Source organism: Rubrivivax gelatinosus, assembly GCF_004340905.1.
GTDB lineage: Bacteria > Pseudomonadota > Gammaproteobacteria > Burkholderiales > Burkholderiaceae_C > Rubrivivax > Rubrivivax gelatinosus.
Genome location: NZ_SLXD01000008.1, coordinates 221592 through 246548, shown reverse-complemented (window position 1 = coordinate 246548; position 24957 = coordinate 221592). Strand labels below are relative to the sequence as shown.

General features: G+C 71.8%; 21 protein-coding genes. 7 read left to right on the top strand and 14 right to left on the bottom strand.

The window, feature by feature from the left end; genetic code table 11:
- Window positions 1-40 precede the first annotated feature (40 nt).
- Together EV684_RS14215 and EV684_RS14210 are read left to right on the top strand one after the other, a co-directional pair.
- A complete protein-coding gene (locus EV684_RS14215) occupies window positions 41-1192 on the top strand; it encodes an alpha-hydroxy acid oxidase (RefSeq protein ID WP_132647936.1) in 1152 nt (383 codons plus the stop codon).
- 139 nt (window positions 1193-1331) lie between these two features.
- The gene (locus tag EV684_RS14210; RefSeq protein WP_132647935.1) at window positions 1332-1598 is read left to right on the top strand and encodes a hypothetical protein; all 267 of its coding nucleotides are present in this window, start codon (window positions 1332-1334) and stop codon (window positions 1596-1598) included.
- 1 nt (window position 1599) lies between these two features.
- On the opposite strand, the gene dcd is transcribed toward EV684_RS14210, so the two are convergent.
- Window positions 1600-2169, bottom strand: coding sequence for a dCTP deaminase (gene dcd, locus EV684_RS14205; RefSeq protein WP_014429851.1), 570 nt, complete (start codon window positions 2167-2169; stop codon window positions 1600-1602).
- Window positions 2170-2311: 142 nt separating this feature from the next.
- On the opposite strand from dcd, the gene EV684_RS14200 reads away from it, so the two are divergent.
- Entirely contained in the window at window positions 2312-2854 is a 543-nt protein-coding gene (locus tag EV684_RS14200; protein WP_132647934.1) for an Mpo1 family 2-hydroxy fatty acid dioxygenase, read from the top strand.
- A gap of 33 nt (window positions 2855-2887) precedes the next feature.
- Here the strand turns inward: EV684_RS14200 and EV684_RS14195 are convergent, their stop codons facing one another.
- The 3 genes from EV684_RS14195 to EV684_RS14185 all read right to left on the bottom strand — a co-directional run bounded on the left by EV684_RS14195 (window position 2888) and on the right by EV684_RS14185 (window position 6455).
- Window positions 2888-4681 (bottom strand): S8 family peptidase, encoded by a 1794-nt coding sequence (locus EV684_RS14195; RefSeq protein WP_132647933.1) that lies wholly within the window; start codon window positions 4679-4681, stop codon window positions 2888-2890.
- A gap of 176 nt (window positions 4682-4857) precedes the next feature.
- Window positions 4858-5895, bottom strand: a complete 1038-nt coding sequence (locus EV684_RS14190; RefSeq protein ID WP_243651166.1) for a threonine aldolase family protein — start codon at window positions 5893-5895, stop codon at window positions 4858-4860.
- On the bottom strand, window positions 5892-6455 hold the full coding sequence (locus EV684_RS14185) for a nitroreductase family protein (protein WP_132647931.1): 564 nt from the start codon (window positions 6453-6455) through the stop codon (window positions 5892-5894). The genes EV684_RS14190 and EV684_RS14185 overlap by 4 nt, the downstream gene beginning before the upstream one ends.
- A gap of 161 nt (window positions 6456-6616) precedes the next feature.
- Here EV684_RS14185 and EV684_RS14180 point away from each other — a divergent pair, with 161 nt between their 5' ends.
- The 3 genes from EV684_RS14180 to EV684_RS14170 all read left to right on the top strand — a co-directional run bounded on the left by EV684_RS14180 (window position 6617) and on the right by EV684_RS14170 (window position 10581).
- Entirely contained in the window at window positions 6617-8170 is a 1554-nt protein-coding gene (locus tag EV684_RS14180) for a methyl-accepting chemotaxis protein (protein WP_132647930.1), read from the top strand.
- A 153-nt stretch (window positions 8171-8323) separates the two neighbouring features.
- On the top strand, window positions 8324-9874 hold the full coding sequence (locus tag EV684_RS14175; RefSeq protein WP_132647929.1) for a methyl-accepting chemotaxis protein: 1551 nt from the start codon (window positions 8324-8326) through the stop codon (window positions 9872-9874).
- 59 nt (window positions 9875-9933) lie between these two features.
- Window positions 9934-10581: a hypothetical protein gene (locus EV684_RS14170; RefSeq protein WP_132647928.1), complete on the top strand. Its 648-nt coding sequence runs from the start codon at window positions 9934-9936 to the stop codon at window positions 10579-10581.
- Between the two features lie 7 nt (window positions 10582-10588).
- On the opposite strand, the gene EV684_RS14165 is transcribed toward EV684_RS14170, so the two are convergent.
- The 7 genes from EV684_RS14165 to apbC form a co-directional block, all read right to left on the bottom strand.
- The gene (locus tag EV684_RS14165; protein ID WP_132647927.1) at window positions 10589-10810 is read right to left on the bottom strand and encodes a formate dehydrogenase subunit delta; all 222 of its coding nucleotides are present in this window, start codon (window positions 10808-10810) and stop codon (window positions 10589-10591) included.
- A gap of 17 nt (window positions 10811-10827) precedes the next feature.
- On the bottom strand, window positions 10828-13692 hold the full coding sequence (fdhF, locus tag EV684_RS14160) for a formate dehydrogenase subunit alpha (RefSeq protein ID WP_132647926.1): 2865 nt from the start codon (window positions 13690-13692) through the stop codon (window positions 10828-10830).
- Window positions 13689-15161 (bottom strand): NADH-ubiquinone oxidoreductase-F iron-sulfur binding region domain-containing protein, encoded by a 1473-nt coding sequence (locus EV684_RS14155; protein ID WP_132647925.1) that lies wholly within the window; start codon window positions 15159-15161, stop codon window positions 13689-13691. Before EV684_RS14155 ends, fdhF begins: the two co-directional genes overlap by 4 nt.
- Window positions 15158-15568: an NAD(P)H-dependent oxidoreductase subunit E gene (locus EV684_RS14150; RefSeq protein WP_014429861.1), complete on the bottom strand. Its 411-nt coding sequence runs from the start codon at window positions 15566-15568 to the stop codon at window positions 15158-15160. Before EV684_RS14150 ends, EV684_RS14155 begins: the two co-directional genes overlap by 4 nt.
- A 179-nt stretch (window positions 15569-15747) precedes the next feature.
- Window positions 15748-16707 carry a LysR family transcriptional regulator gene (locus tag EV684_RS14145; RefSeq protein WP_132647924.1) on the bottom strand — a complete coding sequence of 320 codons (960 nt, stop codon included), beginning with the start codon at window positions 16705-16707 and terminating at the stop codon, window positions 15748-15750.
- Between the two features lie 16 nt (window positions 16708-16723).
- Entirely contained in the window at window positions 16724-18382 is a 1659-nt protein-coding gene (locus EV684_RS14140) for an OFA family MFS transporter (RefSeq protein ID WP_132647923.1), read from the bottom strand.
- 115 nt (window positions 18383-18497) lie between these two features.
- Window positions 18498-19595, bottom strand: coding sequence for an iron-sulfur cluster carrier protein ApbC (gene apbC / locus EV684_RS14135; RefSeq protein ID WP_132647922.1), 1098 nt, complete (start codon window positions 19593-19595; stop codon window positions 18498-18500).
- A gap of 167 nt (window positions 19596-19762) precedes the next feature.
- Between apbC and metG the strand changes: the two genes are divergently transcribed.
- On the top strand, window positions 19763-21820 hold the full coding sequence (metG, locus tag EV684_RS14130; RefSeq protein WP_132647921.1) for a methionine--tRNA ligase: 2058 nt from the start codon (window positions 19763-19765) through the stop codon (window positions 21818-21820).
- Here the strand turns inward: metG and EV684_RS14125 are convergent, their stop codons facing one another.
- Genes EV684_RS14125 through EV684_RS14115 form a run of 3 tightly spaced genes read right to left on the bottom strand, consistent with a single transcriptional unit; the run spans window position 21821 to window position 24746 of the window.
- A complete protein-coding gene (locus EV684_RS14125) occupies window positions 21821-23395 on the bottom strand; it encodes a sensor histidine kinase (protein WP_207184500.1) in 1575 nt (524 codons plus the stop codon). It abuts the gene before it with no gap.
- Between the two features lie 26 nt (window positions 23396-23421).
- Window positions 23422-24357 (bottom strand): transporter substrate-binding domain-containing protein, encoded by a 936-nt coding sequence (locus EV684_RS14120; protein ID WP_243651164.1) that lies wholly within the window; start codon window positions 24355-24357, stop codon window positions 23422-23424.
- A 2-nt stretch (window positions 24358-24359) separates the two neighbouring features.
- On the bottom strand, window positions 24360-24746 hold the full coding sequence (locus tag EV684_RS14115; protein WP_243651162.1) for a response regulator: 387 nt from the start codon (window positions 24744-24746) through the stop codon (window positions 24360-24362).
- Between the last annotated feature and the right edge of the window lie 211 nt (window positions 24747-24957).

Genomic DNA, 24957 nt, shown 5'->3' with positions numbered 1-24957 from the left:
ACGACCCTCGTTAGCATCGCCGGCTGCGAGGAGACAGCCGATGCCCGTCATCACCCACATCGAAGACCTGCGTGTGCTCGCGAAGAAGCGGGTGCCACGCATGTTCTACGACTACGCCGACTCCGGCTCCTGGACCGAGAGCACCTACCGCGCCAACGAACAGGACTTCCAGGCGATCAAGCTGCGCCAGCGTGTCGCCGTCGACATGGAGGGCCGCAGCACCGCGACGACGATGGTCGGCGTGCCGGTGGCGATGCCGGTGGCGATCGCGCCGACCGGCCTGACCGGCATGCAGCACGCCGACGGCGAGATCCTCGCCGCGCGCGCCGCCGAGCGCTTCGGCATCCCGTTCACGCTGTCGACGATGAGCATCTGCTCGATCGAGGACGTGGCGGCGCACACCCAGGCGCCGTTCTGGTTCCAGCTCTACGTGATGCGCGACCGCGACTTCATCGAGCGCCTGATCGACCGCGCCAAGGCCGCCGGCTGCGGCGCGCTGGTGCTGACGCTGGACCTGCAGATCCTCGGCCAGCGCCACAAGGACCTGAAGAACGGCCTGTCGGCGCCGCCCAAGCTGACCCTGCCCAACCTGCTGAACCTGGCGACCAAGCCGCGCTGGTGCCTGGGCATGCTGGGCACCCGGCGCCGCGGCTTCGGCAACATCGTCGGCCACGTGCGCGGCGTCGCCGACATGAGCAGCCTGGGCGCCTGGACGGCACAGCAGTTCGATCCGCGGCTGAACTGGAAGGACGTCGAGTGGATCAAGAAGCGCTGGGGCGGCAAGCTGATCCTCAAAGGCATCCAGGACGTCGAGGACGCGCGCCTGGCGGTGGCGTCGGGCGCCGACGCGCTGATCGTCAGCAACCACGGTGGCCGCCAGCTCGACGGTGCCGAGTCCAGCATCCGCGCGCTGCCGGCGATCGCTGCCGAGGTCGGCTCGCGCATCGAGGTCCACATGGACGGCGGCATCCGCTCGGGCCAGGACGTGCTGAAGGCCGTGGCGCTGGGCGCCCGCGGCACCTACATCGGCCGCGCCTTCCTCTACGGCCTGGGCGCGATGGGCGAGGCCGGCGTCACGAAGGCGCTGGAGATCATCCACAAGGAGCTGGACCTGACGATGGCCTTCTGCGGCAGGAAGCGCGTCGCCGAACTCGGCACCGACATCCTGCTGCCGGGCAGCTTCCCGACCTGAAGCCGCGGCGACGATCCTGGGGGCTGGCGGCCTGGCGTTGCATTTGCCACGCTCTTGACGTCCTGTCCCGGTGATCGGGCCCAGGTCGATGTCGTAGACTGGGGTTTACCCTTGGTCAACCCCAGCGCCGGAGCGCCCCATGAACGTGAGTCAGATGTCGCGCATCAAGCGCTGGCAAGTCGAGCACCGCCGCGAGGCGCCGCTCGAATACCACGCCTGGGACATGATGCTGACGCTGTGGGTGCTGGGCTGGATGGGCGTGGCACCGGCGCTGATGCTGCACTGGACCTGGATGGTCGCGCTGTGCGTGCCGGCGTTCTTCGCGCCCTCGCTGTACGTGCGGCTGCGCGAGCGCCTGCACGTCAGCGGCCGGCTGCGCTGCGACTGGCTGCCGGCGCTGGCCTGAATCAGGTCTTGGGCAGCGTGACGCCGACCTGCCCCTGGTACTTGCCGCCGCGGTCGCGGTAGCTGGTCTCGCAGACCTCGTCGCTCTCGAAGAACAGCACCTGGGCGCAGCCCTCGCCGGCGTAGATCTTGGCCGGCAGCGGCGTCGTGTTGCTGAACTCCAGCGTCACATAGCCTTCCCACTCGGGCTCGAACGGCGTCACGTTGACGATGATGCCGCAGCGTGCGTAGGTGCTCTTGCCCAGGCAGATCGTCAGCACGTTGCGCGGGATGCGGAAGTACTCGACGGTGCGCGCCAGCGCGAAGCTGTTCGGCGGGATGATGCAGACGTCGGCCTCGATGTCGACGAAGCTCTTCTCGTCGAAGTTCTTCGGGTCCACGACCGTGCTGTGCACGTTGGTGAAGACCTTGAACTCGGGCGCGCAGCGGATGTCGTAGCCGTAGCTGCTGGTGCCGTAGCTGACGATGCGCTGGCCGTCGGCCGACTGCCGCACCTGGCCGGGCTCGAACGGCTCGATCATGCCGTGCTGCTCGGCCATGCGGCGGATCCACTTGTCGCTCTTGATGCTCACTTCAGTCCTCGGGACGGCCCGGCCGCGTCGAAAAGGCGCGATTGTGCGTGAAATGCCGCCTCCGGCACGTGGGACAACTCAAGCCGGATGGCAGCTTTGCCGATCCCGGGGCTAACATGGCCCGCGAAGGAGACGCTGCCCGATGTCAAGCCCGTTTCGCCCCGCGATCGACCTGCTGGCCCAGTACGCCCGCTACCACCGGGACGAACGCAACATCGCGACGCACGTGGTCGGCGTGCCGCTGATCGTCTTCTCGCTCGGCGTGCTGCTGGGCCGGCCGGGTTTCCAGCTCGCCGGCTACGACCTGTCGCCCGCCTGGCTGCTGTTCGCGCCGGCGGCGCTGTGGTACCTGACACGTGGCGAGTTCATGCTCGGGGTGGCCGTTTCGGCCGCCATCGCCGCGCTGCTGGCGCTGGCGCAGCCGCTGGCCGAGGCCGGCACGCTGGCCTGGCTGGGCTTCGGTGCCGGCTGCTTCGCCGTCGGCTGGACCATCCAGTTCCTCGGCCACTATTACGAAGGCCGCAAGCCGGCCTTGGCCGACGACCTGATCGGCCTGCTCGTCGGCCCGATGTTCGTCGCCATGGAACTGTTGGCGATGGCCGGCTGGTTCAAGGTGCTGGTCGCACGCATCGAAAGCCGCGTCGGCCCGACCATCGTGCGCGACCTGGCCCACCCGGCCACCTGAAGAACCGGCCGCCCGGGCGGCCGGCCCTCCCGTTCACTGCGTCAGGCCCAGCGTGTAGCTGCCGGTGCCGCTGTAGCGCAGCACCCGCACGTACAGCGTCAGCGCGCTGCTGCCGGTGTTGGCGTAGGTGACGGTGTCGACCTGGCCGGTGCCCAGCGTGCTGCGTGCCAGCGTGGCGCCGCTGCTGGAGTAGAGGTAGAGGTCGAAGTCGTACGAGGCCGGCGGCGTCAGCTTCGCGCTCAGCGTCTTGCCGGCGGCCAGCGTCACCTTGTAGTAGTCGGTGTCGCTGCTCGAGGCGATGCTGCCGTTGACCTGGGCCGGGTTGGCGGTCACGGACTGCGCGGTCGAACGCGTGTTGTTGCTCTCCACTTCCGCGACCGTCGTCGTGCCACCGCCGGTGCTGCCGCCGACGGCCGCCACCACCGCGGCCGCGGCGTCGACGATGCCCGAGCCGCACTGCGAGCAGGTCGCCGGGAAGGCCCGGGCGCTGCTCTTGAGCAGGCTCTCGACCTGGTCGGGCGTCAGCGCCGAGTTGCGCGCCAGCATCAGCGCCACCGCCCCGGAGACGTGCGGCGTCGCCATCGACGTGCCCTGGTAGTAGGCGTAGCTGTCGCTGCCCGGCGTCGTGCTGCCGCTGTTGAGTGTCGACAGGATGCCGTTGGCGCTGGCACTGCGCATGTCGCCGCCGGGCGCGGCGATGTCGACCACCGAGCCGTAGTTGGAGTAATAGGCGCGCCCGCCGCTGCGGTTGACGGCCGCCACCGTGATGACGCCCGAGCAGCTGGCCGGCGAGTAGTTGGCGGCGTTGGCGTTGCTGTTGCCGGCGGCGACCACGACCACCGTGCCGCGGCTGCGCGCGCCGTCGATCGCCGTCTGGGTCGTCGTGTCGCAGCTGCCGCTGCCGCCCAGCGACAGGCTGACGACACGCGCCGGGTAGGCGTTGGTCGGCGCACCGCTGACGCTGCCGCCGCTGGCCCAGGTGATCGCGTCGGCGATGTCGCTGGTGTAGCCGCCGCACTTGCCCAGCACGCGCACCGGCAGGATCTTCGCGCCGTAGGCCACGCCGGCAACGCCGCTGGCGTTGTTCGTCACCGCGGCGATCGTGCCGGCGACGTGGGTGCCGTGCCAGGAGCTGCTCGACGCCGCGCTGCCGGTGTAGCACTCGCCGGCGGTCGTCCAGTCGCCCGGGTCCTTCGCGTCGCTGTCGCGCGCGTCGCCGTCGTTGGACACCGCGGTGTCCTTGATCATGTCGTAGCCGCCGACGACGTTGGCCGCCAGGTCGGCGTGCGGACGGTAGCCGGTGTCCAGCACCGCGACGACGACGCCGCTGCCGGTGCTGGTGTCCCAGGCGCCGGGAAGGTTCAGGCCGCCGGTGGACTCGTAGTAGTGCCACTGGTCGACATAACGCGTGTCGTTGGGCGTGGCCATCGGCTGCAGCAGGCGGTCGGGCTCGACGTACTCGATGTCCGAATCGGCCGCGGCCACGGCCCGGGCGATCTCGCGCAGGCGCGTGACGGTGACACGCTGGTCGAGCTTCATCACCGCGGCGTGGCGCGCGTCGCGGCGCAGCAGGCGCATCTGCAGCCCGGCGCGGTCGACCACCTCGTTCGCCTTGGCCAGCGCCTGGGCGTCGGCGCGGGCGAAGCCGGCCGTGCCCTTGCGGTACTTGACGATCAGCTGGTCGGTCCACTGCGAGCGCTGAGCCAGCGCTTCGGCGTCGAGCACCGCGAGATCGCTGCCGCCGGCGACGGCGGGTTGGGCGCAGACCACCGCGGCAGCCGCGGCCAAGAGCGCGAGCCTGCCGGCCCGCTTCACGAGACGAATCATGGACAGTCCTCCCTGGATGTGCCCCGGGATGGGGCGACGGTCGCGCGTCGCAAGAGCCGGGCCGGCGGCCGGCGCTTGGACGGCACCGCGATGTTCGGCCAGGGCGGCGCCGGATCAATCGGGCGTTGCCCCTCCCGGCGCAGTCTTGCGTTTGCTTGCGCTCGGGTTGCGCCCCGTCACGCGGCCAGCAGCTCGCGCAGCACCTGCGCGGCGCGCCGCACCTGGGCCGTGGCGACGTCCAGGTGCGTGACCACACGCACGGTGCGCGCGCCGAAGGCGACGATCAGCACGCCGCGTTCGCGCGCCCGCGCGACCAGCGTCGCCGCGTCCGGCGCGCCGGGCGCGAGCTGGAAGACGACGATGTTCGTCTGCACCGTCGCCAGGTCCAGCTCGACGCCCGGGCAGCCGGCCAGCGCCTCGCCCAGCAGACGGGCGTGGTGGTGGTCCTCGGCCAGGCGCTCGCGGTGCCGGTCCAGCGCGTGCAGCGCGGCGGCGGCGAAGATGCCGTTCTGGCGCATCGCGCCGCCCAGCATGCGGCGCTGGCGGTCGGCGGCGGCGATCAGCGCGCGCGGCCCGGCCAGCAGCGAGCCGCCCGGCGCGCCCAGCCCCTTGGAGAACGAGACGCCGACGAGGTCGAACGGCGCCGCGAGTTCGGCCTCGGGCCGGCCGCTCGCGACCGCGGCGTTCCACAGCCGGGCGCCGTCGAGGTAGGTCTTCAGGCCGCGTTCGCGGGCCCGCACGCAGACCCGCTCGACGACGGCCTGCGGCACGACGACGCCGCCGGCACGGTTGTGCGTGTTCTCGATCTGCAGCAGCGTGGTCGGCGGGAACACCGGCAGGCCGCTGGGCTTGATCGCCGCGTCCAGCGCGTCGACGTCGAAGACACCGCCCGAGCCGACCTCGACGATCTGCACGCCGGCATTGGCCGCCGAGCCGCCGGCCTCGTGCCAGGCGGCGTGGCATTCGCGCGCCGCGACGACCTCGTCGCCCGGGCGCGTCAGCACACGCAGCGCCACCTGGTTGGCCATCGTGCCCGAGGGCAGCCAGATCGCGGCTTCCTGGCCCAGCAGCTCGGCGCAGCGGCGCTGCAGCGCGTTCGTCGTCGGGTCCTCGCCGTACTGGTCGTCGCCGACCTCGGCGGCGGCCATCGCGGCGCGCATCGCGGCCGTCGGCCGGGTGACGGTGTCGGAACGCAGGTCGACCGGCGCGTTCACGGCCACGCCCTCCAGACCTGGCGCGGCTCGGCCTTGGCCGCGCGCGTGGACGGCGCGCGCGCCGGCGTGCCCAGTGCGATCCAGCCCACCAGCGTCTCGCCGGGGCCGCAGAACGCCGCCTGCAGGCCGGGGTCGCGCACCTTGGCACCCGACAGCATCTTGCCGCCGAAGCCCAGCGCGTGCGCCGCGTTGAGGAAGTTGGCCAGCGCGCCGCCGACGGCGATCCACTGCTCGTGCGCCGGGACCTGCGGGTGGCCGAGGTCCAGCCGCGCCAGCACCGCGACCGTCACCGGCGGGCGCGCCGCGCGCTCGGCGTCCATCGCGACGCCGGCCTCGTCCTTGCCGGCGCGGCGCGCCGCCTCGGCGAAGGCAGCACCCAGGCGCGCGCGCGCGGCGCCGCGCACGACGACGAAGCGGTAGGGCACGAGTTCGCCATGGTCGGGCGCATGCAGCGCGGCCTGGGTCATCAGATCGAGCGCGGCGTCGTCAGGGCCGGGCTCCACGAGGTGTTTGGCGCCCAGCGAATGGCGGCTCAGCAAGGAGTCGAGGACGGTGTTCATGGCTGCCAAGCGTACGCGAAGCGTGAGATCCGACCGGCCGCGCACCGAGTGGTCGACTTCCTTGATCCAGGATAACTATGAATGCAGTGTTTTCTTCAAATTCACCCTGCAGCGACCGAAACCGGGCTGGGGCCGCGATTCGTGGCCCGAGGGGATCCGAGATGCGTTTCTTCCGTACCCGATCGATCGGCACACGCCTGGCCCTGGGCTTCGCCGCCGTCGTCGTGCTGGCCGTCGCGATGGCCCTGGGTGGCCGCGCCGAGATGACACGCGCCAGCGACGAGCTGACCCTGGTGGTCAGCGACCGCATGGTCAAGGTCCAGCGCCTGCTGGCGCTCAAGGACAACGCCCACCTGGGCGCCCAGATTCTGCGCAACGTCGTGCTGATCGACGACGCCGAGGCCGCGCGGGCGGAGAAAGCACGCTTCGACGCGCTGGCGGCCAGCAACGTGGCCCTGCTGAAGGAACTGGACGAGACGATCCGAACCGGCCCGCCGCGCGAGATGCTCGTGCGGCTCAACGACACGCGTGCCCCGTATCTTCAGACCATGCGCCAGGCCTTCGAATCCGGCCTCGCCGACCGCGACGACGAAGCGCGCGACCTGATCGTCGGCCCGCTGGCACCGCAGCAGCAGGCCTACTTCGACGCCATCGACGCGCTCGTGGCCTTCCAGCGCGCGCTGATGGTCGATGGCGCCGAAGCCGTGCGCGCGGAAACCCGCCAGATGAGCTGGGTGATGCTCGGGCTGGCCGGCCTGGCGGCGCTGCTGGGCGGCGCGATCGCCTGGGGCGTGGGGCGCTCGATCATCCGGCCGATGAAGCAGGCGGTGGCGTTGGCCGAGACGGTGGCCGCCGGCGACCTGAGCCAGCACGTCCAGGTGACGGGCGAGGACGAGACGGGGCAGTTGCTGGCCGCGCTGCAGCGCATGAACCACAACCTGGCCGACCTCGTGGGCCACGTGCGCAGCGGCTGCGAGAGCATCGCCGCCGGTTCCAGCCAGATCGCCGGCGGCACCGCCGACCTGAGCCGGCGCACCGAGTCCCAGGCCAGCAGCCTGCAGCAGACCGCCGCGTCGATGGAGCAGTTGGCCAGCACCGTGGCCCAGAACGCCGCCACCGCGCAGCAGGCCAGCCAGGCGGCGGCCGTCGCCGGCGCCACCGCCGGCCGCGGCGGCGAGGCCGTGGCGCGTGCGGTCAGCACGATGGAAGAGGTGGCGGCCAGTTCGCGCCGCATCGCCGACATCATCGGCACCATCGACGGCATCGCCTTCCAGACCAACATCCTGGCGCTCAACGCCGCGGTGGAAGCGGCGCGGGCCGGCGAGCAGGGCCGCGGCTTCGCCGTCGTCGCCGGCGAGGTGCGCAGCCTCGCCCAGCGCTGCGCCCAGGCCGCACGCGAGATCAAGAGCCTGATCGGCGCCAGCGTCGAGACCGTCGACGCCGGCGTGCGCCTGGTCGGCGATGCCGGCAGCACGATGCAGGAGGTCGTCACCGAGGTGCAGAACGTCGCCCGGCTGATGGCCCAGATCAGCGCCGCCAGCGCCGAGCAGAACCAGGGCATCGACCAGGTCAACGACGCCGTCACCGACCTGGACCGCACGACGCAGGAGAACTCGGCGCTGGTCGAGGAAAGCGCCGCGGCCACCGACAGCCTGCGCCAGCAGGCGAGCCGGCTGGTCGAGGTCGCGGGCCGCTTCAAGCTGGCGGCCGGCTGAACCGGCGGGTCGTGACATATGACCAGGCGCCAGGGTTTACCCTCGGAACTTTGATCCACCTCAGTTACGTTTTCATTGTTTCGCTCAGTTTCTCCAGGCGCACGCCGTTAGCCAGGAGGGTCGCCGGCGTCACGGCGAGTGGGAGAACAAGAAGTGAAGGTGATCGAGAACTGGTCGATCGGGACCCGGCTGGCGGCCGGCTTCGCCCTCGTCGGGGCGCTGGCCATCGGCATGGCGCTGTACGCGCGGCATGAGCTGAGCGTCGCCAACCAGGCGCTGACCAGCGTTGTCGACGAGCGCATGCTCAACATCAAGAAGCTGAACCTGCTCAAGCACAACGCGCTGAACGGCGCCCAGGCGCTGCGGGACTCGCTGCTGCAGGAAGAGCTCGCCGGCGCGCACGCCGACCTGGACCGTCTGTCGGGCATGGCCACGCAGAACGCCGAGACGCTGGCCTCGCTGGACACCACGATCGTCGGCCAGGACCGGCAGCTGCTCGACGCGCTGAACGCGGCGCGCAACCCCTACATGGCGACGCTGAACAAGGTCGCCGAGCTGAGCCGTGCGGGCCAGTCGGCCGAAGCCCGCGGCCTGCTGCGCGGCGAGCTCGCCACGCGCCAGAAGAGCTACTTCAGCGCGCTGGACGCGCTGGTCGACTACCAGCGCCAGCAGATGACCAGCGGTGCGCAGGCGGTGCGCGAGCAGACCGCACGCGACGGCTGGGTGATGCTGGGCCTGGCCGGCCTGGGCGCGCTGCTGGGCGGCGTGGTGGCGGTGCTCGTCACGCGCTCGGTCGTCAAGCCGCTGCGCGAGGCGGTGGCCTTCGCCGAGACCGTGGCCTCGGGCGATCTGAGCGGCCGCCTCGTGGCCACGCGCCACGACGAGACCGGCCAGCTGCTGGCAGCACTGCAGCGCATGAACGACAACCTCGCCGGGCTCGTGGGCCACGTGCGCGAGGGCTGCGAGAGCATCGCCGCCGGCTCCACCCAGATCGCCGGCGGCACCGCCGACCTGAGCCGGCGCACCGAGTCCCAGGCCAGCAGCCTGCAGCAGACCGCCGCCTCGATGGAGCAGTTGGCGGGCACCGTGGCGCAGAACGCCGCCACCGCGCGCCAGGCCAGCGACGCCGCGGCCACCGCCGGCAGCACCGCCGGCCGTGGCGGCGAAGCGATCGAACGCGCCGTGCGCACGATGGAAGACGTGAGCACCAGCTCGCGCCGCATCGCCGACATCATCGGCACCATCGACGGCATCGCCTTCCAGACCAACATCCTGGCGCTCAACGCCGCGGTGGAAGCGGCGCGGGCCGGCGAGCAGGGCCGCGGCTTCGCGGTCGTCGCCGGCGAGGTGCGCAGCCTCGCCCAGCGCTGCGCCCAGGCCGCGCGCGAGATCAAGAGCCTGATCGGCTCCAGCGTCGAGACCGTCGACGCCGGCGTGCGCCTGGTCGGCGAGGCCGGCAGCGCGATGCACGAAGTCGTCGCCGAGGTGCAGAACGTCGCCCGGCTGATGGCCCAGATCAGCGCCGCCAGCGCCGAGCAGACCCAGGGCATCGGCCAGGTCAACGACGCGGTCACCGATCTGGACCGTTCGACGCAGGAGAACTCGGCGCTGGTCGAAGAGAACGCAGCAGCGACCGACAGCCTGCGCCAGCAGGCGGGCAAGCTGGTCGAGGTGGCCTCGCGCTTCAGGCTGGCGGCGGCCTGAAGCCGGGACTTGACGGACGGCACACCTAGAATGAGGGGTTTCACCGTCAAGTCACAACCATGTTCCAGGCATCGCCCCGCGGCGGCCGCTGGCTCGCCGTGTGGTGGCCGGTTGCCGCTTCCCTCGCCGCCACCCTCTTCTGGCTGCTGCTCACGCCCGAGACGCTGCGCTGGCTGAAGGCCGAGAACGGCCCGATCGAAGGCACCAACGCCGCGCTCTACTTCGTCTGCGCGCTCGTTTTCCTGCTGTCGCGGCGCATCGAACCGGCCACGCGGCTGGCGCTGGCGGTGCTGTTCTGCGGCTTCGGCGCGCGCGAGATGGACTGGCACAAGGCCTTCACCGGCAAGAGCGTGCTCAAGGTCAGCTACTACCTCGGCGACGCGCCGCTGCAGCAGCGCCTGATCGCCTTCGTCGCCGTCGCCGCGGTCGGGCTGGCCGTGCTGCTGCTGGTGCTGGGCTACGCGCGCAGCACGCTGCGCCTGTGGCAGCGCCGCGACCCGGTGGCCACCAGCGTCGTCGTCTTCATCGTGACGATGGTCGTGACCAAGGTGCTGGACCGCTCGCTGAACCTGCTGGCCGAGCAGGCCGGCATCGTGTTCTCCGAGTCGACCGGGCTGCTGGTCGGCGCGCTGGAGGAGACGATCGAGCTGTCGCTGCCGCTGATCGCGCTGGTCGCCTGGGCCCAGTTCCGCGCGATGCGGCGCTGAGCGCGGCTCAGGCGCGCAGCGCCAGCCGCTCCCAGGCCTCGAGCACCAGCGGGTGCAGCGCCGCCGCGTCGCCGCCGGCGATCAGCGCGCCGAGCTGCTCGCGCATGCGCGGCTCCCAGAACTTGCGGATGTGGCCGGCCACGCCGTCCACCGCCTCGGCGTGCTCGGGCATCGCCGCGAAGAACGCGGCAATGCGGTTGGCCATCTGGACGAGCTGTTCGCTGTTCATCGTCGTCTCCCCTGCTCTTATTTGGCCGCCGCGGCGGCGGTCTCGCGCTCGGCGTGCGCGCGCAGCTGCGCTTCGTTGAAGCTGCGGTAGCGGCGCTGCCACTCGCTGGGCTGCGTCACCTTGGTCACCTCGACCGCCGTCACCTTGTACTCGGGGCAGTTGGTGGCCCAGTCGGAGCTGTCGGTGGTGATGACGTTGGCGCCCGACTCGGGGAAGTGGAAGGTCGTGTAGACCACGCCCGGTGCCACCCGCTCGCTGACCCGCGCGCGCAGCACGGTCTCGCCGGCGCGGCTGGTGATGCCGACCCAGTCGCCGTCGGCGACGCCGCGCAACTCGGCGTCGCTGGGGTGCAGCTCCAGCCGGTCCTCGTCGTGCCAGGCGGTGTTGGCGGTGCGCCGCGTCTGCGCGCCGACGTTGTACTGGCTGAGCACGCGCCCGGTGGTCAAGAGCAGCGGGAAGCGCCGGTTGGCGCGTTCGTCGCTCGGCTGGTAGGCGGTGATGACGAAACGCCCCTTGCCGCGCACGAAGCCGCCGACGTGCATCACCGAGGTGCCGGCTTCGTCGGTGCCGGCGTGGCAAGGCCACTGCACGCTGCCCAGGCGCTCGATCTTCTCGTAGCTGACGCCGGCAAAACTCGGCGTCAGCGCCGCGATCTCCTGCATCACCGCCTCGGGATGGGCGTAGTCCATCGGGTAGCCGAGCGCGTTGGCCAGGCGCACCGTCACCTCCCAGTCGGCGAGACCGGCCAGCGGCGGCATCACGCGGCGCACGCGGCTGATGCGGCGTTCGGCATTGGTGAAGGTGCCGTCCTTCTCGAGGAAGCTCGAGCCCGGCAGGAAGACGTGGGCGAACTTGGCGGTCTCGTTGAGGAAGATGTCCTGCACCACCAGGCACTCCAGCGCCTCGAGCGCGGCGCCGACGTGCTGGGTGTTGGGGTCGGACTGCACGATGTCCTCGCCCTGCACGTACAGGCCCTTGAAGCTGCCGCCGAGCGCGGCGTCGAACATGTTCGGGATGCGCAGCCCCGGCTCCGGGTCCAGCGTCACGCCCCAGGCGGCGTCGAATTCGGCGCGCACCGTGCTGTCGCTGATGTGGCGGTAACCCGGCAGCTCGTGCGGGAAGCTGCCCATGTCGCAGGAGCCCTGCACGTTGTTCTGGCCACGCAGCGGGTTGACGCCGACCCCTTCGCGGCCGACGTTGCCGGTGGCCATCGCCAGGTTGGCGATCGCCATCACCGCGGTCGAGCCCTGGGCGTGTTCGGTGACGCCCAGGCCGTAGTAGATCGCGGCGTTGAGCCCGCGCGTCGCGTACAGCCGCGCGGCGCTGCGCACCGCGGCCGCCGGCACGCCGCTGACGGCTTCCAGCGCCTCGGGCGAGTTCTCGGGCCGGGCGACGAAATCGCGCCACTGGCCGAAGCTGCGGGCATCGCAGCGCTCGGCGACGAAGGCCTCGTCGACCAGGCCCTCGGTGACGATGACGTGCGCCAGCGCGTCGAGCACCGCGACGTTGGTGCCGGGTTTGAGCTGCAGGTGGTGCTCGGCCTTGACGTGCGGCGAGGCGACGAGGTCGATGCGGCGCGGGTCGACGACGATCAGCTTGGCGCCCTGGCGCAGCCGGCGCTTGAGCCGCGAGGCGAAGACCGGGTGCGCGTCGCTGGGGTTGGCGCCGATGACGAGCACGACGTCCGAATGCGCGACCGACTTGAAGGTCTGGGTGCCGGCCGAGGTGCCGAAGGTCTGGCCGAGGCCGTAGCCGGTGGGCGAGTGGCACACGCGTGCGCAGGTGTCGACGTTGTTGTTGCCGAAGGCCGCGCGCACCAGCTTCTGCACCAGGTAGGCCTCTTCGTTGGTGCAGCGTGACGAGGTGATGCCGCCGACCGCGCCGCGGCCGTGTTCGGCCTGCAGGCGGCGGAACTCGCCGGCGGCGTAGGCGATGGCTTCGTCCCAGCTGACCTCGCGCCAGGGGTCGGTGATCTTCGCGCGGATCATCGGCTTGGTGACGCGGTCCTTGTGCGTCGCGTAGCCCCAGGCGAAGCGGCCCTTGACGCAGGCGTGGCCCTCGTTGGCGCGGCCGTCCTTCCACGGCGTCATGCGCACGACGCGGTTGCCCTGCATCTCGGCCTTGAAGCCGCAGCCGACCCCGCAGTAGGCGCAGGTCGTCACCACCGCGTGCTCGGGCAGGCCCATCTCGATGACGCTCTTTTCCTGCAGCGTCGCGGTCGGGCAGGCCTGCACGCAGGCGCCGCAGCTGACGCATTCGCTTTCCAGGAAGGGCTCGTCCATGCCGGCGGCCACGCGCGAGGCGAAACCGCGGCCGGAGATCGTCAGCGCGAACGTGCCCTGCACTTCCTCGCAGGCGCGCACGCAGCGGTTGCAGACGATGCACTTGCTCGGGTCGTAGGCGAAGTACGGGTTGGACTCGTCCTTGGCCGCCTTCAGGTGGTTGGCGCCGTCCCAGCCGTAGCGCACCTGGCGCAGGCCCACGAGACCGGCCTGGGTCTGCAGCTCGCAGTCGCCGTTGGCGGCGCAGGTCAGGCAGTCCAGCGGGTGGTCGCTGATGTAGAGCTCCATCACGCCGCGGCGCAGATCGGCGAGCTTGGGGCTTTGGGTGCGCACGTTCATGCCGGCCTCGGCCGGCGTCGTGCACGAGGACGGGTAGCCGCGGCGGCCGTCGATCTCGCAGATGCACAACCGGCACGAGCCGAAGGCTTCCAGGCCTTCGGTGGCGCACAGGCGCAGGATCTCGATGCCGGCCTCCGAAGCGGCGCGCATCACCGAAGTGCCCGCGGGCACGCTGACGGCGCGGCCGTCGATGGTCAGCGTGACGGTGGTGGCGCTGTCGCGCGCCGGGGTGCCGCGGTCGGGTGTCTCGATCGTGTTCATCGCCGGAAATCCTGCGGGTAGTGGTTCAGGGCCGACAGCACGGGCAGCGGCGTCATGCTGCCCATCGCGCACAGGCTGGCGTGTTTCATCGTGTCGCACAGGTCGCGCAGCAGCGCCTCCTGGCGCTCGTCGCCGGCGAGCAGCCTGTCGATGACCTCGACGCCGCGCGTCGAGCCGATGCGGCAGGGCGTGCACTTGCCGCAGCTCTCCTGGGCGCAGAAGGCCATCGCGTAGCGCGCCAGGCGCGCCATGTCGGCCGTGTCGTCGTGCACGACCAGGCCGCCGTGGCCCAGCACCGCGCCGACGACGGCATAAGCCTCGTAGTCCAGCGGCACGTCCCAGTGTTCCTCGGGCACGTAGCTGCCCAGCGGCCCGCCGACCTGCACCGCCTTGACCGGCCGGCCGCTGGCGGTGCCGCCGCCGTAGTCGAACAGCAGCTCGCGCAGCGTGACGCCGAAGGCGCGTTCGACGAGGCCGGGGAAACGCAGGTTGCCGGCCAACTGGAACGGCATCGTGCCGGTCGAGCGGCCGACGCCGAAGTCGCGGTAGTAGGCCGGGCCTTCGGCGAGGATGGTCGGCACCGCGGCCAGCGTCAGCAGGTTGTTGATGACGGTGGGCCGGCCGAACAGACCCGCGATCGCCGGCAGCGGCGGCTTGGCGCGCACCACGCCGCGCCGGCCCTCCAGGCTCTCCAGCATCGCCGTCTCTTCGCCGCAGACGTAGCTGCCGGCGCCCATGCGCACTTCCATGTCGAAGCCGGCCAGCCAGCCGGCGGCGCGTGCGACCTCGATCGCGCGGCCGAAGATCTCGACCGAACGCGGGTACTCCGAACGCACGTAGACGTAGCCGCGCGAGGCGCCGACGGCGCGCGCGGCGATGGCCATGCCTTCGATCAGCAGGAAGGGGTCGCCTTCGAGCAGCATGCGGTCGGCGTAGGTGCCCGAGTCGCCTTCGTCGCCGTTGCAGACCACGTACTTCAGCTCGCCGGGCGCCTGGGCCACGGTGCGCCACTTGATGCCGGCCGGGAAGGCGGCGCCGCCGCGGCCGCGCAGGCCGCTGTCGACGATGGCCTGGATGATCGCCTCGGGCGCCATCGCACGCGCCGCACGCAAGCCGGCGCCGCCGCCGTGGGCCTCGTAGTCGGCGATCGACAGCGGCCGCGTCAGCCCGGCGCGTGCGAAGGTCAGGCGCTGCTGGCGCTGCAGATAGGGCAGCGCGTCCATCGGCCCCAGCGCTTTCGGATGTTCGGGCGTGCCGGCGACGATGGCCGCGACGTCGGCCGGCGTGCAGGGGCCGTAGCCGACGCGGCCTTCGGCGCTGTCGACCTCGACCAGCGGCTCCAGCCAGAACAGCCCGCGCGAGCTGGTGCGCCAGACCTCGGCGCCGGCGGCTTCGGCGGCGCGCGCGACGGCGTCGGCACCGACGGCCAGCGCGCCGCTGTCCTCGGGGATGTAGAGGCGGCGGTTCAACCCAGCACCTCGTCGAGCTTCTCGGGCGTCAGCCGGCCCAGCGGCTCCTCGCCCAGCATCGCCGCCGGCGACGAGGCGCACAGCCCCAGGCAGTAGACCGCCTCGACCTGGCAGCCGCCGTGCGCCTGGGCGTGGTCCCAGAGCCGGTCGGCGCCCATCGCCTGGCAGGACTCGGCGCGGCAGACCTGCAGCACCGGCGCCGTCGGCTTCTCGGTGCGGAAGTGGTGGTAGTAGCTGACGACGCCGTGGACCTCGGCGCGCGACAGGTTCAGCGCCTGGGCGATCTGCGGCAGCGCCTCGCGCGGGATGTAGCCCAGCGTGTGCTGAAGCTCGTGCAGGATCGGCAGCAGCGGGCCTTCCTGGCCCTGGTGGCGCGCGATCGTGGAGGAAACAATGTCCTGGGTCATGCACCATGATCTGGCGCAAATCCGAGGCGCGTCCAATCGAAAACACGAACCGCGCGATTCGCGCACCGAATCGGAGCCCGGCCACGAGGCCCGCTCACGAGGGAGAACACGGCAAGCGGCGTGCGGCGCGCGGAACGCGCCCTAGGGAAAGTCCCGAGATGGCAGAAGCGACGCGAGGCTCAGGCCGGCGCCCGGCGCAGCCGCGCGGCGGCTTCCAGCGTGCCGCTGTGGCCGCGCACGTGCTCCAGCCAGACCAGGTCGCGCGCCAGTTCCAGCGCCGCTTCCAGCGCCCGGGAGCGCCGCGCGCCGACGGCCAGCATCAGCCCGATCGGCGTCAGCACCTCGGGCGCGACCAGCGGCCGCGCCTCGAGTTCACCGTGCGCGGTCAGCGTGCTGACCAGCGCGCCGGGCAGCACCGCGGCGACACCGCCGGCCTGCACCGCGACCAGGAGTGCGAGCACCGAGTTGGTCTCGATCGCCGGCTGCGGCATGCGGCCGAGTTCGCGGAACACGCCGTCGAGGATCGCGCGGTTGTGCATCTCCGGCGACAGCAGCGCCAGCGGCTGCGTCGCCGCCTCGGCCCAGGGCATCGGCGAGCCGAAGCCCATCACCATGCCGGTGCGCGGCGCCCGCTGCAGCAGGTAGTAGCGCTCGACGTACTGCGGCACCGTCTCCAGCCGCGCCGGGGCGCGTTCGACATAACCCAGGCCGAGGTCGATGGCCAGCGTCTCCAGGCCGAGCTCGATCTCCTGCGAGGCCAGCGAGCGGATCTGCGGCTGCACGCCGGGGTGGCGCTCGACCAGGCGTGCGGCCAGCCGTGCCGCCACCGGCAGCGCGGTCGGCACGGCGCCGAGCACCAGCCGGCCCTGAGCGTGGCCGGCGCCGGCCCGCAGGTCCTGCTGCAGCAGCTCCTGCTCGTGCAGCAGCCGGTGCGCGGTGGCCAGCACACGTTCGCCTTCGGGCGTCAGGCCTTCGTACTGGCGGCTGCGGCGCACGATCGCGACCTCGAAGTGCTGCTCCAGCGCGCGCAGCGCGTTCGACAGCGCCGGCTGCGTGATGTGGCAGGCCGCGGCCGCACGGCCGAAGTGGCGGTGCTGCTCGAGCGAGACAAGGTAGCGGTAGGCGTCCAGCAGGTTCATCGTGCGGCGGCGGCGCTCAGTGGAAGAAGCGCGCGACGCTGAGCGCCGTACGGTACACGCCCCAGGCCAGCGGCAGGCCCACGGCCGCCCAGGCCAGCGCCACCAGCAGCGAGGGGCTGCGGTGAAAGCTCGTCGTGCCCGTGCCGGTCTCGGCGGCCTGGGCGCGGCCGTGCGCCAGACGGCGTTCGGCGGCGAGCTCGGCCTCGTCCATGAAGTGCTTCGGGTTCACCGGCCGCACCAGCAGGTTGCAGACCAGGCCGACGAGCAGCATGCCGGCGAGGATGAACATGGTCTGGTTGTAGACCTGCTCGCGCGGCAGGCCCTGCGCGAGCTGCCAGTCGCGCATGTAGTTGACGACCACCGGCCCGAGGATGCCGGCGGTGGCCCAGGCGGTCAGCAGCCGGCCGTGGATGGCACCGACCATCTGCGTGCCGAACAGGTCGGCGAGATAGGCCGGCACGGTGGCGAAGCCGCCGCCGTACATGCTGAGGATGACGCAGCACGCGGCGACGAAGAGCAGCAGGCTGCCCGCGCCGGCGCTGTAGGGCACGCTCAGGTAGAGCGCCGCGCCGAGCACGAAGAAGACGACGTAGGTCGATTTGCGGCCGATGCGGTCGGACAGACTCGCCCAGAAGAAACGCCCGGCGATGTTGAACAGCGACAGCAGCGCGGTGAAGCCGGCGGCCACGCCGGCGATCGCCGCCAGCTGTGCCGAGTCCAGTTCGCCGAAACGTGCGTCGACGCCCACCAGACGCCCGCCGAACACCTCCTGCAGCATCGGGCTGGCCATGCCGATGACGCCGATGCCGGCCGAGACGTTCATGCACAGCACCATCCACACCAGCCAGAACTGCGGGATGCGCCAGACGCGGCGCGCGTGCACGTGGCCGTGGGTGACCATCGCCGCCGTGCCCGGCTGGGCCTTGGGCGGCGGCTGCCAGCCCGCCGGCGCCCAGTCGGCCGCCGGGATGCGGTAGGCCAGCGCGCCGCCCATCATGAAGACGAAGTAGACCGCGGCCATGACGACGAAGGTCGCGGCGACGCCGACGTCGGTGGGCGTGGCGAAAGCCTTCATCAGCTCGGCGGCCAGCGGCGAGCCGATCATCGCGCCGCCGCCGAAGCCCATGATCGCCATGCCGGTGGCCATGCCGCGGCGGTCGGGGAACCACTTGATCAGCGTGCTGACCGGCGAGATGTAGCCCAGCCCCAGGCCGATGCCGCCGATGACGCCCGAGCCCAGCAGCATCAGCCAGAACTGGTGCCAGTGCACGCCGGCCGCCGACAGCAGCATGCCGCCGCACCAGCACAGCGCACTGACGACACCCGCCTTGCGCGGGCCGACACGCTCCAGCCAGCCGCCCCACAGCGCCGCCGAGCTGCCCAGCAGCACGAAGAACAGCGTGTACATCCAGCCCAGCGTGCTGATCTTCCAGTCGCAGTGGCTGACGAACAGCTCCTGCCAGAAGCCGACCTCGGGCCCGCAGGCCAGCGGCTGGGTGATGCCGATCGCCTTGGACAGCGGCAGCCAGAAGACCGAGAAGCCGTAGGCCATGCCGATGCACAGGTGGATGGCCAGCGCCGCCGGCGGCACCAGCCAGCGGTTGAAGCCCGGGGGCGCGACGCTGCGCTGCTTGTCCAGCCAGCCGCGGCCGGCGTTCGGGGAGTCGGTCGACATCGGGGAACGGGGAAAGCAAGGCGCGCGCCTCGGCACGCGGGACGGCCCGGCCTTCGACAGGCCGGGCGGCGGACGACGCGCCCCTGGGGAACCGGCCGGGGCGGGCCGGGACGGATCAGGTGTTCTTGGACACCGTGATCGTCGGGAACTTGGCCGAGAAGTCCTTGGCCTTCTGCGCGACACGCACCGCGACGTGGCGGGCCATCTGCCTGTACAGGCCGGCGAGTTCGCCGTCGGGCTCGGCGACGACCGTCGGGCGGCCGCCGTCGGCCTGCTCGCGGATCGACATCGCCAGCGGCAGCGCGCCGAGGTAGTCGACGCCGTACTGCGCCGCCATGCGCTTGCCGCCTTCGGCGCCGAAGATGTGTTCGGTGTGGCCGCAGTTCGGGCAGCAGTAGACGGCCATGTTCTCGACGATGCCCAGGATCGGCACGCCGACCTTCTCGAACATCGTCAGGCCCTTCTTGGCGTCGAGCAGCGCGATGTCCTGCGGCGTCGTGACGATCACCGCGCCGGTGACCGGCACGCGCTGCGCCAGCGTCAGCGCGATGTCGCCGGTGCCCGGGGGCATGTCGACGACGAGGTAGTCCAGGTCCTTCCAGTTGGTCTGGCGCAGCAGTTGCTCCAGCGCCTGGGTGGCCATCGGGCCGCGCCAGATCATCGCCTGGTCGGGGTCGACGAGGAAGCCGATGGACATCACCTGGATGCCGTGGCCGACCAGCGGGTCCATGGTCTTGCCGTCGACGCTGGCCGGCTGGCCGTCGGCCACGCCCAGCATCGTCGGCTGGCTGGGGCCGTAGATGTCGGCGTCGAGGATGCCGACCGACGCGCCTTCGGCGGCCAGCGCCAGCGCCAGGTTGACGCTGGTGGTGCTCTTGCCGACGCCGCCCTTGCCCGAGGCCACCGCGATGACGTTCTTCACGCCCGGCAGCAGCGGCACGCCGCGCTGCACGGCGTGGGCGACGATCTTCGTCGAGACCGTGGCCTGGGCGCGTTCGACGCCCGGCACGCTGCGCGCCGCCGCCTCCAGAGCCGCCGCGAGCGCCGCGACCTGGCTCTTCGCCGGGTAGCCGAGCTCGGCGTCGAAGGCGACCTCGCCGCCGGCGATGCGCAGGTTGCGGATCTGTTTCGTCGAGACCAGGTCGAGGCCGGTGTTCGGGTCGACGACGGTCTTCAGCGCTTCGAGCAGCGCGGCTTCGGTGACGGTGGCCATGGCGGAGGGCAGGCGGGAGGCTGGGGGGACAAAGGCGCGGCAGTCTAGCGCCCGCGGCGCATCCGCGCGGCCGGCGCGGGCAAGCGGCGGGCCGGCGACGGGGGCCGGTCCTTAGAATTCCCGTTTTGCCTGCCCCCAGCGCGCGCCCACCGGCACGCCCGCTCCCGATGACCCGCAAGCTCTTCGTCACCACCGCGCTGCCCTACGCCAACGGCCCGTTCCACATCGGCCACGTGATGGAGTACATCCAGGCCGACATCTGGGTGCGCCTGCAGCGCATGCGCGGCGCCGAGGTGCGTTTCGTCTGCGCCGACGACGCCCACGGCGCGCCGATCATGATCGCCGCCGAGAAGGCCGGGAAGACGCCGCAGCAGTTCGTCGCCGACATCGCCGCCGGCCGCAAGCAGTACCTCGACGGTTTCCACATCCAGTTCGACAACTGGCACTCGACCGACGGCCCGGAGAACCACGAGCTGGCGCAGTCGATCTACCTCGCGCTGAAGGCCAACGAGCTGATCGAGGTGCGCACGATCGAGCAGTTCTTCGACCCCGACAAGGGCATGTTCCTGCCCGACCGCTTCATCAAGGGCGAGTGCCCGAAGTGCGGCGCCCAGGACCAGTACGGCGACAACTGCGAGGTCTGCGGCGCCGTCTACGCGCCCACCGACCTGAAGAAGCCGTATTCGGCGCTGTCGGGCGCGACGCCGGTGCTGCGCACGAGCGAACACTTCTTCTTCAAGCTGTCCGACCCGCGCTGCGTCGAGTACCTCGAGAGCTGGACCCAGGACGGCCGCCTGCAGCCCGAGGTCGCGAACAAGGTGCGCGAGTGGTTCGGCCGCGACGAGGCCGGCCAGGTCAGCCTGGGCGACTGGGACATCAGCCGCGACGCGCCCTACTTCGGCATCGAGATCCCCGGCGCGCCGGGCAAGTACTTCTACGTCTGGCTGGACGCGCCGGTGGGCTACCTGGCCTCGCTGAAGAACTGGTTCGTGAAGAACGTGCCGGGCGACGCCGGCGCGGCCTTCGACGCCTACCTCGCCCAGCCCGATCTGGAGCAGGTGCACTTCATCGGCAAGGACATCGTCACCTTCCACACGCTGTTCTGGCCGGCGATGCTGAAGTTCAGCGGCCGCAAGACGCCCGACCGCGTCTACGTGCACGGCCACCTGACGGTCAGCGGCGAGAAGATGAGCAAGAGCCGCGGCACCGGCATCAGCCCGCTGCGCTACCTCGAGCTCGGCCTGGACGCCGAGTGGCTGCGCTACTACATCGCCGCCAAGCTCAACGCGCGTGTCGAGGACCTGGACTTCAACCCCGAGGACTTCGTCGCGCGCGTCAACAGCGACCTGGTCGGCAAGTACGTCAACATCGCCAGCCGCGCCGCCGGTTTCCTCGCCAAACGTTTCGGCGGCCGGCTGTCGGCCGACGTCGGCGTCGAGGGCCGCGCGCTGCTCGACGGCCTGCGCGCCCACGCCGACGTCGTGCGCGAGCACTACGAGACGCGTGAATACGGCAAGGCGCTGCGCGAGGTGATGCTGCTGGCCGACCGCGTCAACGAGTACGTCGACCAGAACAAACCCTGGGAGCTGGCCAAGCAGGACGGCGCAGAGGCGCGGCTGCACGACGTCTGCACGGTCTGCATCGAGGCCTTCCGCCTGCTGACGCTGTACCTGAAGCCGGTGCTGCCGGCGACCGCGGCGCGTGTCGAGGCCTTCCTGGGCATCGAGCCGCTGGCCTGGGGCGACGCCGCGCGGGCGCTGGGCGGCCACACGATCGGCGCCTTCAGCCACCTGCTGCAGCGGGTCGACCCGAAGAAGCTCGACGCGCTGTTCGAGCCGCCGCCGGCCCCGGCCGCGCCGGTGCCGGGCGGCGAGCCGCTGGCCGCCGAGATCGGCATCGACGACTTCGTCAAGGTCGACCTGCGCATCGCACGCATCGTCGCCGCCGAGGCGGTCGAAGGCAGCAGCAAGCTGCTGCGGCTGACGCTGGACGTCGGCGAAGGCCGCACGCGCCAGGTCTTCAGCGGCATCGCCGCCGCCTACGCACCCGAGCAGCTCGCCGGCAAGCTGACGGTGGTCGTCGCCAACCTGGCGCCGCGCAAGATGAAGTTCGGCGTCAGCGAAGGCATGGTGCTGGCCGCCAGCCACGCCGACGAGAAAGCCCAGCCGGGCGTCTTCGTGCTCGAACCCTGGCCCGGCGCCCAGCCGGGCATGCGCATCCGCTGATCAGGCCAGCGGCAGGCGCACGCTGAAGCAGGCGCCGCGGTCGGGCTCGGACTCGAGCTCGATCGTGCCGCCGTGGGCCTCGACGATCTGGCGCGCCAGCGCCAGGCCCAGGCCGGTGCCGTCGTAGTGCCGGCGCAGGTTCAGGCGGCGGAAAGGCTGGAACAGCTTGTCGTGGTCGGCCGGCGCGATGCCGATGCCGTTGTCGACGATGCTGATCCAGGCCGAGCCCCCCAGGACCTGGGCGCTGACCCGCACCACCGGCGCCCGCTCGGGCGGCACGAACTTCAGCGCGTTGGACAGCAGGTTCTGGAACAGCAGCGACAGCAGCGCCGGGTTGCCGCGCACGGCGGGCAGCGGCGCGACATGCACGTCGGCGCCGCGCTCGCGAATGCTGGCCGCCAGCGCCAGCAGCACCTCGTCCAGAAGCGGCCCCAGGGCCACCGCCTGCGCCGCCGGCGGCTCGCCGCGCTGCATGCGCACGTACTGCAGAACGTCGTCGAGCAGGGTGCGCATGCGCCGCGTGGCCTGCAGCATCAGGCCGAGGTAACGCCGGCCGGGCTCGCTCAGGCGCTGGGCCTCGTCCTGCTCGATCAGGTGGCCGAACTGCACGACGGTGTTCAGCGGTTCTCGCAGGTCGTGCGAGGCGATGCGCACGAACTGCTCAAGGCCGTCGTTGGCAAGGCGCAGCTCGCGCGAGCGCGCTTCCAGGCGTTCGCGGGCGTCGTGCAGGTCGGCCTGCGCCGCGGCCAGCAGCTGCGGCGGCAGCAGCGCCGCGGCATAGGCCAGGTAGACATAGACCGTCTGCCAGGCCGCCATCCGCGGCGGCGGCACGAAGACGCCGGTGCCCAGCGCCAGCGCGACCGTCAGCGAGACCGCCAGCGTCAGCGCCAGCAGCGCGGTGTACGACAGCAGGAAGGCACCCAGCAGCAGCGGCAGCGTCAGGTAGATGAACGGGAACGGCAGCTGCGCCAGCGACAGCAGCGTCAGGCCGACGGCCAGCGGCAGCAGCACCACCAGACGCGCGTCGTCCCAGCCGGCCGTCAGCGCCGCCGTGCCGTCGCGGCAGGCGATGAAGGCCAGCGGCAGCACCGACATCGAGCCGATGACGCTGCCTTCGAACCAGGGCAGCCAGACGCCGCCCAGCGCGCCCAGCCCCTGTGGAGCGAGGATCAGGGTGCCCAGCGTGGCGCTGAGCAGCTGCGGGAGCAGCCCGCCGAGCACGAGCAGCGTCGCCAGCGCCGAGGCCGAACGCAGCCCGCGTTCGGGCAGCCGCACGTGCTTGAGCGCCCAGGCGCCGAGCCCCATCTCCAGCAGGTTGGGCGGCACGAAGCTGGCCGCCAGCAGCAGCGGGTCTCCCTGCAGCAGGTTGGCCGCCATCGTGGCGCCGGCGAGGGCGGCCAGCAGCAGGGGCCAGCGCCGCCAGGGCTGGTGGGCCAGCACGGCGACTCCGATCGCGTTGGCGAACCAGATCGAGGCGATGCTGCCGGGCTGGCGTGCGATGAGCATCGAGATCGTCGCCGCGACCAGGTAGGCGAGCGCGAGCCCGGCAGCGAGTCGCCATCCGGCCCCGGGCAAGGCCGCCGCCGCGCGCGACGCGCCGGTCACGGCGGCGGCCGCCCGCCGCGCGGCCGCGGCAGGGCCGGCTTCACGCGGGCGTGCCGGGCGTACAGCACGACGCCGGCCAGCACCGCGAACGCGACGAGCAGGACGCCCAGGCGCGTGGCCAGCGGCGCACGTGCGGCCAACCCGGCGGCATCCAGCGGTTCCAGCCAGCGCTGCAGCACGGCGGCACGCTCGGGCTCGGGCACCGCCGCGATGCCTGCGTCCAGGATGGCGCGCAGCTCGGGCCAGTCGGCGCGCACCGCGAAGCTCAGTTCGTAGTTGAAGCCGATCTCGCCCGCGCTCGCCAGGCCCGCGAGTGCCTCGCGGCGGATGACGAAGGCAGCGCTGGCGGCATCGACGACGGCGGCGTCGGCGCGGCGCGCGAGCACCGCGTCGAGCGCCTGCTGGTCGTCGGCGACGGCCAGCCAGCGCACCTGCGGATACGAGGCGCGGACCACCGCCTCGACGGCGTAGCCGGCGCCGACGGCGACCGGGCGGCCCTGAAGCGACTGCAGCGTCGGCGGTGCCCGGTCGGCCCGGGCGACGAGGATCGCCGGCACCTTCACGTAGGGGCGCGTGAACAGCAGGAACGCCGACCGCTCCGGGTTCGGGCGCAGAGAGGTCAGCAGGTCGGCGTCGCGCGCCCGTGCCAGATCGAGCTGCGCGGCCAGCGGCTGCGCCGGCAACCAGCGCAGGTCGATGCCGGTGCGGCGCTGGACGAGCTGCAGCATCTCCACCGACAGCCCGGCGACGCGGCCATCGGACGCGACGAAGACGAAGGGGCCGTAGTCGCGTTCCGGGGCCACGCGCAGCACGCCGCGTTCGCGCAGCCAGGCTTGCTGCGCCGCGGACGTGACCACCGGCGTGTCGGCCGGCTGCGCCGCGGCCAGCGGCAGCAGCAGCGCGGCCGCCAGGCCGGCGAGCCAGGCCCGCACGCTCACGCCGGCGCTTGCCGGCGCAGCCCGGCCGCCGCAGCCGGATCCAGCGGCTTGGTGACGTAGCCGGCCACGCTGGCGTAACGCATCGCGCGCTCGCGGTCCGCCGGATCCGCCGAGGAACTGAGCATCACGACCGCCGAACGGTCGCGCCGGACGTTCGGCAGCGACTCGTAGGCGTCGAGGAACTCGAACCCGTTCATGCCCGGCATGTTGATGTCCAGCAGGATCAGGTCCACGCGCGGCGCGTCCGAGCGCAGGTAGGCGAGCGCGGCGCTCGCCTCCTCGAAGGTCTGCACCTCGAACCCGCCACCGGCACGCTCGAGCACGATCCGCGTGAACAGCAGATCGGCCTCGCTGTCGTCGACCAGCATCACTCGACAGGCCACGCTTACCCCCTCTTCGCGGCGCCGGGTCGAGGTGCCCGGCGTTCTCGAGTCGGCGCGAAGTGCGGAAATTGCACCTCAACCGGGGCAAACCGGCAAGCCTGATGCCTGGGGGCGTGCAGGGTCGGTGGCATGATGTGGGTCATGCACCCTGCCGATGCCACGCCTGCCGACTCCCCGGTCGCGTGGCCGTCGCGCCGCCGGCGCTTCATCG